The organism is Microcoleus sp. BM001215392, from assembly GCF_036700185.1.
GTDB lineage: Bacteria > Cyanobacteriota > Cyanobacteriia > Cyanobacteriales > Microcoleaceae > Microcoleus.
Genome location: NZ_JAUBOJ010000174.1, coordinates 3,666 through 14,167, shown reverse-complemented (window position 1 = coordinate 14,167; position 10,502 = coordinate 3,666). Strand labels below are relative to the sequence as shown.

The following is a 10,502-nucleotide window of genomic DNA, read 5'->3' as shown; positions in this document are numbered from 1 at the left end:
TGTTGTGCTCGGCTTGGAACACGATCATGAAGTTGAATGTGCCGGAGATACCCAAAGGCATACCGTCGGAGAATGAACCTTGACCTATAGGGTAGATCAAGAATACTGCGGTGGCTGCTGCAACTGGTGCAGAGTATGCTACGCAGATCCAAGGACGCATACCTAAGCGGTAGGACAGTTCCCATTCACGACCCATGTAGCAGAAAATGCCGATCAGGAAGTGAAAAATTACCAATTGGTAAGGGCCGCCGTTGTACAACCACTCATCCAAGGAAGCAGCTTCCCAGATTGGGTAGAAGTGCAAGCCAATTGCGTTCGATGAAGGAACAACTGCACCAGTGATGATGTTGTTGCCGAACATCAAGGAACCAGCAACTGGTTCGCGGATGCCGTCGATGTCCACAGGAGGAGCAGCGATGAAGGCGATGACGTAACAGATTGTGGCAGTGAGCAAGGTAGGAATCATCAAGACGCCGAACCAACCTACATAGAGGCGGTTGTCGGTCGAAGTGACCCAGTTGCAAAACTGCGACCAGATATTAGCACTTTCGCGCTGCTGTAAGGTGGCTGTCATGTGTTTATGATTGCTTTATTTGGTTGTCAATGTTCGTGACGGCTTTGTGTTCCGCCATGTAAATAAACATAAAGCTTTTATTTCAGTTTGTAAAGGCCTTTTAAGCACAGTTTTTGTGATGAGTGTCATAAGCATACCTGATAAAAGCTTGTAAAGCTTGCTGTATGGTACTTTCAAAACTGATAGCGGAATTTGCGGACGATCCCAAGAACAAAATAATGTTCATAATTGAGCTGCGCAACCAGATTAGGGACTGGCGCCAGTGTTAAGATAGATGAAGGGTTGCGATCGCCAGCCAAAAAATTCGCATTAACAGATACATATATATTGTTGCCCAAGTTCGATCGATAAAAGTCCCAACCAATGTCCCGCACCGTTACCTACAGCCCTGCTTATACCCTGGTTCCCACCTACGAGTGTTACAATCGCTGCACCTATTGCAATTTTCGGGCCGAACCGCTGCAAAGTCCTTGGCTGACACTCGCAGAAGCCGAAACACAGCTCAAATTGCTGCTTCCTCAAGGTGTAATTGAAATTCTGATCCTCAGTGGCGAGGTACATCCCCAGAGTCAACGGCGCAAAGCCTGGTTTCAGCGGATTTATAATTTGTGCGAACTGGCACTGAGTCTCGGATTTTTGCCGCATACTAATGTGGGGCCGCTCAGCTTTGAGGAGATGGCACAGTTAAAACAGGTGAATGTCTCGATGGGACTGATGGTAGAACAACTTTCTCCCGATTTGTTACAAACGGTTCACAGACACGCACCGAGTAAAGTGCCGGCGCTGCGGCTCAAACAGTTACAATGGGCTGGGGAATTGCAGATTCCGTTTACAACTGGTTTGCTGCTGGGAATTGGGGAAACTGAGGCGGATTGGATTGAGACTCTGGAGGCGATCGCCCGGATTCATTCGCGCTACAATCACATTCAAGAAGTTATTTTGCAGCCTCACAGTCCGGGAAACAAGCAAAGTTGGGACGGCGAAGTTTTTGATACTACAAAAATGCCACAAGTAATTGCGATCGCCCGCAGCATTTTACCATCCGAAATCAGGCTACAAATTCCGCCGAATTTAGTTGCACAGCCCGACTTATTGCTAGCTTGTTTAGAAGCAGGTGCGAGAGATTTAGGTGGAATTGGGCCGCTGGATGAAGTGAATCCCGATTATCCTCATTTGCAACACCAAACCTTAACAGAAATTTTAGCAGCAGCCGGATGGCAACTCGTGCAGCGTTTGCCTGTTTATCCTCAATACGATAACTGGCTGCCGCAGAGATTGCAAACTGCTGTCAAACAATGGAGAGTTAGAAATATTTATCAAATATGAATTGTCCCAAGGATCGAGCGTGAGGAATGCGAGTCCGCATCCAAATCAGCGGACTTTAGTCCTCACGCTCGATCCTTTTATAGGATTTTTTATCGAACAGTATTTTGGTCGATTAAATCGATTTCAAATCAAAGAACCGCCGCCATCAATCCAGACTTCAGTACCTGTGATAAAGCTGGAGGCATCCGATACCAGAAATAACACTAATTGAGCGATTTCTTCGCTGGAACCTGCGGTATTATCAGTCAACGGAATCACATCTTTAATACAATCTGGCGGCACAGGAATGCGATCGAGATGGCGCTTAACGGTACTTTGATCGATCGCAGTCAGTACGCCGCCCGGACAGATTGCATTGACTCTGATGTGGCTGGGAGCAAGTTCTAGCGCCAGCATTTTTGCAAAAGCTACTTGGGCCGCTTTGCTACAAGCGTAAGCTGTAGCGCCAACTTTCCTGAAGCTTCTGGTGCCATTAATCGATGATGTAATGACGATGGAACCTCCTTGTTTTTTGAGATAAGGAACAGCATACTTAACCGTCAAAAAAGTTCCTGTGAGGTTGATGTTAATTGTCCGATCCCATTCATCCGGTTCTATCTCTTCTATCGGCGACCAGATACCGTTAATCCCCGCATTGGCGAACACAATATCAATTTTTTGATATTTGTCAGAAATTGTTTCAAATGCCTGTTGCATATGCTCATAATCCGCCACATCTGCGGCAATCGCCAGCCCGCAACCTCCTTGATTGACCAACTCGCGGACGGTTTCTTGTGCTGTTTCTAAAACGCGATCGATAATCGCAACTTTTGCGCCTTCCTGGGCCATTAAGATTGCTGCTGCACGTCCAATTCCTGACCCGCCGCCCGTAATCACGGCAACTTTTTCTGCAAGTTTCATAATTTTTTATTTAAATAATTTTGGGGTGCGATCGCCTAAAAGTAAGATTAGAGAGAGAGGACTGAAGTCCGAACGATCGAACAGGCTTTAATCAGTAAAAATAAGAAATAGCCAAGTAAAAAATGGTTGGATAGGACGATTTTAGCCGTAAGGTGCGCAGCGCGCACCCTACTTCAGACAGAGGATTCAGTCAAGATTTAGGTCATGCTTAGGACTGAGGCACCCAAACAGAAACTGAACCGGCGTTGCACCTAAAATCACCCCAACCATCGTCATTAGTTGCGATCGGCTCTTTGATGTGTTCGGTGATGTCAATATAAGTTCGATTCGGATGTCCGACTTCCATAAACTTAGTGCCATCTCCTCCATTGCTGAGTACCACAGCCATACCGCCCGGATGTTCTTCATCTCCGAGTCGCGTCCAGCCAATCGTGTTCGCGTGGTCGAAGTAATCGTACTGATTCCCGTAGGAATAAGTTTGGCGCGCGAACAATAATTTATCGAGAATCCATTGATGTTTCTCTAACCAAATCTCGTATTCGTTGCCATCATTTGCTGTATCCTTATAGTTTGCGCCGTAATAATCTGGGTAAAAAATGCACGGATATCCTTCGCTGCGCAACAGGATTAAAGCGTAAGCTAGGGGTTTAAACCAAGCTTCGACAACTGATTCTAGAGATTGCAAAGGCTGCGAATCGTGGTTGTCAACCAAGGTAACGGCGAGGGTTGGTTGCTGTTGAACCAGGGTGTTATCAAAAATTGTGCGCAAGTCGTAGCTGTTGCCGGCCTTGCTAGCAGCGTGGAAGTTGTAGTGGAGTGGCGCGTCAAATAACGATACTTTACCATCCGTTGCTTGGATGAAGTAGTGCAAAGCTTCCACTTCGTAAGACCAATATTCGCCGACTGCAAATAGGTCGCGTTTCGCATAGTTGCGGACGTGTTCTAACCATTCTTGGAAAAATTCTGCTGCTACGTGTTTGACGGCATCGAAGCGAAAGCCGTCAACGTTTGTGGTATCGACATACCACTCACCCCAGTATTTTAATTCTCCGGTGACTTCTGGGTTGTCCATATCTAAGTCGCAACCCATGAGGTAGTCAAAATTGCCTTTTTCTAAGTCTACTCCGCGATCGAATTCTTTACCTTTTAGCAGGTAAATGGCATTGGTTTCAGTGTTGTAAGCGTTGTAATCAATGGCGTCGAAATGCCACCAATGCCACTCCATGCTGGAATATTTTTTGTCGCGGCCTGGGAAAGTAAAATGCGTCCAAGCTTTGATTTTTTGATATTCGCCTACGGTGTCATTGCGGTTGTCGGGATTGAAGGGTGTGGCTTCGGCTTCTTCTTCTGCATCTGCACCTAATTTGTGGTTGAAGACAACATCGGCATAAATCATGATTCCTGCATCATGTGCAGCTTTGATCGCGCGCAAATATTCATCTTTTGTGCCGTATTTGGTGCGTACCGATCCTTTTTGGTCGAATTCACCTAAGTCGAATATGTCGTAAACACCGTAACCTACATCCATCCCGCCGCCGGTTCCTTTATAGGCGGGCGGCAACCACAGGGATGTCACGCCTATTTTTGCTAAATCTTTTGCAGATTCTGCTAGCTGATTCCACAGGCTCCCATCTGCTGGGTTGTACCAGTGGAAATACTGCATCATGACGCCATTGACTTGAGACATATTGAGTTTCTCCTGTTTGGTAATGTTGTCAGATATATTTTTGTTCGTTGTCGATGCGCTCTAAATATGTCTGCAATTTATAGTCAATACTTATCATAAAATGTTGACCTTGATAAAGATATCTATCTGTTGATAGATTGACAATTTAGTGTATTTTTGATAATAGTATTTTAACATATGTGATTCAGTAAAAAATATGTTCTATGATTTGTAAATTTGGGTTCAGAAACTTGCTTAATATTGTTGTTTGCTGTTTGCGTTTGAAGCAACACAATCAAATTGGTTGGCTCGTTCGGACTTGAGTTCTCTGATTTTTGCTGCGGGCTGAAGTCCTCACTAGGAATGAATTTGATGCGGACTGAATTCCTCACTAGGAATGAATTTGATGCGGACTGAAGTCCGAACGATCGAACCTGATTTTTGATGCGGACTGAAGTCCGAACGATCGAACCTGGTAGAGGATTCTTGGATTTGTCGATCGCACAACTACCAAGCACCTCTTGACCATAAATTATCAAGCTGTTGCAGGTTCTGTGGCTACTCGCTCAATCTTAGTTTCCCAAGTACCATCGATCGCCAATTCCAGCAATCTAAATCCGGGCGGGATGTCGTCAAGGACAATCGGATGGCTTTTCGGTAAAAGTTGGATGCAGGTACTCGGCGTCCCCAAGTAAGAAATCGATCCCCGCTGTTGCTGGAATTCTTGGTGAATGTGACCGCAAAGGACTATTTTGATTTGAGGGTATCGATCGACAATTGCAAAAAATTCATCGGCATTGTGCAGCATCATGCTGTCCATGATTTCACAGTCGATCGCCAGCGGATGGTGGTGCAAAGCAATCATAACAGCTCGATCGCCCGTTTGCTGCAATTGAGCGTCCAGCCACTGCAAGCTGTCTGGGGAAAGCCGCCCGCCGTCGCATCCGGCTTCCACACTCGAAAGCAGCAGAAACTGCCAGTTTCCCAGCATCCACGATTTTTCTGGGGAAAGTGGCGGCTGATTTAAGATTTCCGCCATGACTGGGATGTTGTCATGGTTTCCCGGTATCCAGTAGGCGGGAATTCCCAGGGGGGCGATGAGGGAGACGAGGCGCTGGTAAGATTCGGGTGTTTCGTCTTGGGATAAGTCGCCTGTGAGCAACAGTAAGTCTGGCGGCGGCTGTATCTGTTGCAGGCGATCGAGAACTGTTTGCAGGGTGCGGGTTGTCGAGATCCCTTTCCATTGTCGATCGAGCTCTGCAAACAAGTGAGTGTCAGTGATTTGGGCGACTCGGAGGGGAGAAACTGGTGTCATGGCTGGTGTTGCTGGCGATCGATGTAGTTCTAGAATACGATCGGATTAGGGTTTTGGCAGTGCGGGGAAAAAACTGCGAGCAAAATTTTTGACAAATATGTTGAAATAATCGAGATTTGGTGTAATATAGGAAAACGTCAAATTTCAGACGTAACGGCGGCATAGCCAAGTGGTAAGGCAGAGGTCTGCAAAACCTCCACCCCCAGTTCAAATCTGGGTGCCGCCTTAATTTTGTCATAATTAAAGAAGCCTTAATCGCTTGTATTGCAAAGAATCTACGGTTGTGACAGATTGTAAATCGCATACAGTCGTACATAATTGACTACGAAAAGTAATGCAAGTTTAATGCAATGCAAAATGCGAGGCTAAATCAAGCTAACGGCCGACTGAAGGCGAGCAAGGCTGGCGTGGCTATTTTACAGAGAGGCGATCGCCTTTATCTCCAGGCAGTGCTCCCCCCGCGCCCAGGCTCTGCTAAATTGTCATCATGTCAGCAACAGATCGCTTTGGGTATCCACGCCAACACTGTCGGAGTATCTTTGGCCGAGAAAGAAGCGCGCAGGGTAAGTTACTTGCGAGATGCTAAGGAGTTTGATTGGGGATTGTATGGTGGCAATCCCCCACGGCCGTCAGAGACGATCGCCGATTGGGTAGGGAAATTTGAGCAGGCGAAACGATCAGCGGTTTGTGGTACGACTTGGAAGACTGATTATCAGCGGCCCTTTGGAACTCTCCCGGCCGGCGAGCCCATAACCTCGGAATTGTTGCTAAGTGCGATCGGCAAAACGAAACCAAATACCCGCCAGCGTCGCCGGTTCTGTCTGGCTTTTCGCCAGTTGGCCACATTTGCGGGGATTGAGATTGATGTTGCCGATCTGAAGGGGAACTACTCGCCGACAAAAGTACAGCCCCGAAATTTGCCCACAGATGAAGAGATAGCAGATTGCTTTGCCCAAATCGAGAATCCTCAGTGGCAGTGGGTTTTTGGCGTGCTCGCCGCTTACGGCTTGCGTGACCACGAGGCATTTTTTCTTGATGTGAGTAAGTTTCCGATCATCCAAGTCCTCGAAGGGAAAACCGGATACCGGCAGTGCTGGCCGCTGCGACTGGAGTGGGCCGAGCGATGGGACTTGGTAAATGTTAAACGTCCTCCTGTTACTGGTAGGTGCCATGCTGATTTTGGCGATCGCGTTTGCAAATTCTTTTCGCGATCGCCCGCCAATTTTTGCGCTTATGATTTGCGGCACGCTTGGGCAATTCGGGCGATGAGTTTTGGACTAGATGCAACGCTGGCCGCTAAGCAGATGGGGCATAGCCTCGCGACTCACACGCAGACTTATCATCTGGCTCTGAACGAGCGCGAACAGCAGCGAGCTTACGATCGCTTGTTGCTGCTGCATGGCGAAAAACCTTGATACTCTTAATTACTCCTCAATGTGAAATATCTGGTTTTTTAATGAGTTGCTATTATTGGGACTTAAAACAGCGGAGTAACTATTTGGAGGTTCATTCCAAGTCGGTTTTTTGCCCCAAATTTCTTCTTCTTCAAAAAGCTCTGGTCTGTGTTCGTAATACCACTCCCTCGCTTCCGGCCACCATTTCCACGCCTGCCAAAATCCGTGAGGAATGATAGAGCGCAATACATAAAGTCCTCTTTCTTCTGGGATGTGATCGTACTTTCTTTGCCACTGTAATTGGCATGGTGCCGCATATTTATATTTACAGAAAAACCATGTCTTTTCTATAGGGATTTCAACGTGGCAACTGTGCCAGCAAAGAGGTACATCTTCCGCAGCCATAAATCCTTTTTCGTCCCATCCCCAGTCGAGGACTTCAAGATACCGATCATCGTCAAAGCGTTGGAAGTGAAGTTTTAGCGGTAAGGCTTCCGCTTGAATTTGTAGGGGGTCGTCGTGCCATCCAAGCACTGTATCCCCATACTTGTGACTAGAGTTTTCTAGCCAAAAATATCCCGCCACATAAGTGTATCTTTGCTGAACCCAATTAGATTCTTTCGGTAAGTTGACTGTCAGCAAAACTTGTTCAATTGTCTTTTTGATGGTGTTGGAAGGCTCTTCTTTCTCCCACTGTTTAACTATCTTAGTTAATTGAGCTTTCCCAATGGTTTCGGTGTGTTCTTTGGAAACAATTTTTTCTACCGCTATTCTAAATTTTTCTTGGCTAGTTAATGTTTTTTTCATACTCTCGAATTTGATTTGTTGAAGTAGAACTAACTGTCCGAAAATTCGGACAGTTTTAGACTGTGATCATTTTTGCTATTCCTTGTTCCGGTTGTTTGAAGTTATTCTGGGGATTAGGGGTTAACTGTTCTAACTCTTAAATCAAGACTTTCATAAGTAAAAGTTATCCTCTAAAACTCCCCGCAAAAAATTTTCAACCTATAAAGGAACCTTATCTATTTTGGTCTGAATTTGAACCCGCCGCCGCCTAGCCGATACCAGGCGATGATCCAATAGATAAATATTGCAATGTGGTTTCCACCAGTCACCGTGCATAGAAAACAAGCCGTCCTCTGTGCACAATTTTGGTAAGAATTTTTGAAGTTGTGGCAACTTTTCCACAAGCTGCTTTTTCACGATCGGCGGCAGTTCCCCGCGATATCCTCGCACGGGAGCTGCTACTAATCGATATCCATTTGATAGGTGGCGGCTAACAGTTGAAGCGGACACCCCGCGACTGTTAGCGATCGCCTCCTGACTCCCACCATAGAATCGAAAATCCGAATCGCAATAGATAAACCGATCGCCCTTTCCCAGTACCCGCGCCGGATAGTCGCAGGTGTGCAGGTCGATCGGTTTTAGTATTTGACTCGGAGTTTGCCCAGGATCTAAACCCTGAGCTTTTATTTGCTCGATCTCTTCCTGCCGCTGACGGTGGAGAGATGCTCGTTGCAAATACTGGGCTTCCACTTCTGTAGCGAGTATGTGGATGTTAGCCAAATCATCAATATTTATGGCGGCGATCGGGCCGAGTTTCTCTATCCCGGTGAGAGCGATCGCTTTTTCGAGGCTCGTGTAAAAAACTGTAATCCAATTTTTCGATTGTGCGTAGTCGCGAATCAATCCTGACTTTTTGGCGAGACCCAATAACTTTCTGATGTGACCTTTGCTGCGGCTCAATATTTTGCTTGCCGCTGCCAGCGTAAATTTTCCAATTCCCGATCCTTTCGACTGGCCCCCGTGACTCCAGCGCGAAATATCGAAGCGACGCGCGAGCAGCCAGACGCTCATTTGGCGACCAAAATGTAGGAATAATCGTACCGGGAATCTCACCAAATCTAGCTCTTCAACGCCGACATACTCGCTATGCCAATTTTCACAGAGATCGAGTAGCCATTCTGGTGCCTGGACGGGCGGATTTTGCAACGGGTGATTTATCCAGACGTAAGGTTTTTCTGTGCTGGGGTGAGTGCTTGGTGGCAGCACACTTTGAGTGCCCAGCCAGCGAAATTCTAAGCATTCTTCCTTGCCGTCATCGCTTGTGATTCCAGTGCCGATTCGTAAATTTCGCAAGTGGCACCAGTCTTTCTCTGGTACTAAAAATAGGCACTGCTTCCTGCCAGGGCGGCCGCTTGTCCATGCGGTTGTTGCCGAGAAATCTGCCAGGCTATTCTCTCCGGCAAGCTTGGCTAGCAATTTGGCGGCCGAGTCGCCGTCAATATCAACTGCCAGCAGCCCATTTCCCAGCTTTAACCCTATACCGGTTGCCTTGCCGCCCTCTAATTCTGCGAGGCAGAAAAGACAATCAACATTAGATTTTGTCCAACTTTTTCTGTAAGGACGCTTACCAATAACTGGCTCTAAAATCCAGTCGGCGGGGAGTGTGAGGAGTGATTCGCTGGCGGTTAAAGTTTGCATAGCTAGCGAACTTCCGGCCCCATATCTAAGATTTTCTGGAGCGCTGGAAGATTCCACTTGTAAGTTGCTCGCATGGCATTTGTTCGGCGAATATCTCTAAAATGCTTGCCACATTTAAATGTTCCATCAGCTTTTAAATTCAACAAATGACCGCGACTGATACCTAGTTCACTGGCGGCGTCAGAGGTTGAGATCCAATCTTGCGATAAGGGTCTGCCTACTTTTTTCATGATTGTTCCTCCTTCTCATCTTGGATATTGATGAGAGAGAGTTTTTCTGGGATTTCAATTGATAGCTCTTCCCATTTCACCCAGGCTTCTGGCATTCCACCCGTTGACAGTGTAAGGTTTGTAATGATGCCAATTTGATTGGCTTTGCGCTGATGGCTGACTATCATTCCGATCCGAAAGTTGCTAAAAAATTCCAAATCTTTTATTGATTGCCTGGTTTCTTTAATGTCTTTTTCTATTTTTATTAGCTCAGCTCTTTTGATTTTCTTAGAGTTGAGTCTGCCAACGAGTGTGTCTGCTTTGTCTAGTAAACTATCCAATTTTTCCGCGATTTTTTCACCAAGAAAACCCTGTGTTACGCTGTGCCCGATTTCTGGGCGTATGGCAAAATGACTGTCAAGCCAGTCTTTTTGCCAGTTTTGATTTGGTTTGTCTTCTACTAGGAATTCGGCGGTTTGTTCAGGCTCCAGGGCTGAAGCTGTGGAAGCTGCATCTTCTACTAGGAATTCGGCAGTTTGTTCAGGCTCCAGGGCTGAAGCTGTGGAAGTTACATCTTCCACTAGGAATTCGGCAGTTTGTTCAGGCTCCAGGGCTGAAGCTGTGGAAGTTACAT

General features: G+C 46.6%; 9 protein-coding genes, 1 tRNA gene and 1 pseudogene. 3 read left to right on the top strand and 8 right to left on the bottom strand.

Annotation, left to right across the window (positions count from 1 at the left end; all coding sequences use genetic code 11):
- Nucleotides 1–574 (bottom strand): annotated as a pseudogene (locus QT974_RS18690) (photosystem II q(b) protein); the annotation flags it as partial.
- 363 nt (nt 575–937) lie between these two features.
- Here QT974_RS18690 and cofG point away from each other — a divergent pair.
- Nucleotides 938–1,900, top strand: a complete 963-nt coding sequence (gene cofG, locus QT974_RS18685) for a 7,8-didemethyl-8-hydroxy-5-deazariboflavin synthase subunit CofG (RefSeq protein WP_333469934.1) — start codon at nt 938–940, stop codon at nt 1,898–1,900.
- 123 nt (nt 1,901–2,023) lie between these two features.
- Here cofG and QT974_RS18680 read toward each other — a convergent pair whose 3' ends face one another.
- From QT974_RS18680 to cpdA, 3 genes are all read right to left on the bottom strand, one after another.
- On the bottom strand, nt 2,024–2,800 hold the full coding sequence (locus QT974_RS18680) for an SDR family oxidoreductase (protein WP_333469933.1): 777 nt from the start codon (nt 2,798–2,800) through the stop codon (nt 2,024–2,026).
- A gap of 208 nt (nt 2,801–3,008) precedes the next feature.
- On the bottom strand, nt 3,009–4,487 hold the full coding sequence (locus QT974_RS18675; RefSeq protein ID WP_333469932.1) for an alpha-amylase: 1,479 nt from the start codon (nt 4,485–4,487) through the stop codon (nt 3,009–3,011).
- A 514-nt stretch (nt 4,488–5,001) separates the two neighbouring features.
- Complete coding sequence (gene cpdA, locus QT974_RS18670; RefSeq protein ID WP_333469931.1) at nt 5,002–5,781, bottom strand: 3',5'-cyclic-AMP phosphodiesterase; 780 nt, start codon at nt 5,779–5,781, stop codon at nt 5,002–5,004.
- 155 nt (nt 5,782–5,936) lie between these two features.
- On the opposite strand from cpdA, the gene QT974_RS18665 reads away from it, so the two are divergent.
- Nucleotides 5,937–6,007 (top strand) — tRNA-Cys (locus tag QT974_RS18665).
- Between the two features lie 124 nt (nt 6,008–6,131).
- Entirely contained in the window at nt 6,132–7,196 is a 1,065-nt protein-coding gene (locus QT974_RS18660) for a site-specific recombinase (protein WP_333469930.1), read from the top strand.
- Between the two features lie 9 nt (nt 7,197–7,205).
- Here the strand turns inward: QT974_RS18660 and QT974_RS18655 are convergent, their stop codons facing one another.
- The 4 genes from QT974_RS18655 to QT974_RS18640 all read right to left on the bottom strand — a co-directional run bounded on the left by QT974_RS18655 (nt 7,206) and on the right by QT974_RS18640 (nt 10,449).
- Entirely contained in the window at nt 7,206–7,982 is a 777-nt protein-coding gene (locus QT974_RS18655; RefSeq protein WP_333469929.1) for a hypothetical protein, read from the bottom strand.
- Between the two features lie 198 nt (nt 7,983–8,180).
- Nucleotides 8,181–9,659: a bifunctional DNA primase/polymerase gene (locus QT974_RS18650; protein WP_333469928.1), complete on the bottom strand. Its 1,479-nt coding sequence runs from the start codon at nt 9,657–9,659 to the stop codon at nt 8,181–8,183.
- Nucleotides 9,660–9,661: 2 nt separating this feature from the next.
- A complete protein-coding gene (locus tag QT974_RS18645; RefSeq protein WP_333469927.1) occupies nt 9,662–9,889 on the bottom strand; it encodes a hypothetical protein in 228 nt (75 codons plus the stop codon).
- Nucleotides 9,886–10,449 carry a hypothetical protein gene (locus tag QT974_RS18640; protein ID WP_333469926.1) on the bottom strand — a complete coding sequence of 188 codons (564 nt, stop codon included), beginning with the start codon at nt 10,447–10,449 and terminating at the stop codon, nt 9,886–9,888. Before QT974_RS18640 ends, QT974_RS18645 begins: the two co-directional genes overlap by 4 nt.
- Nucleotides 10,450–10,502: the final 53 nt, after the last annotated feature.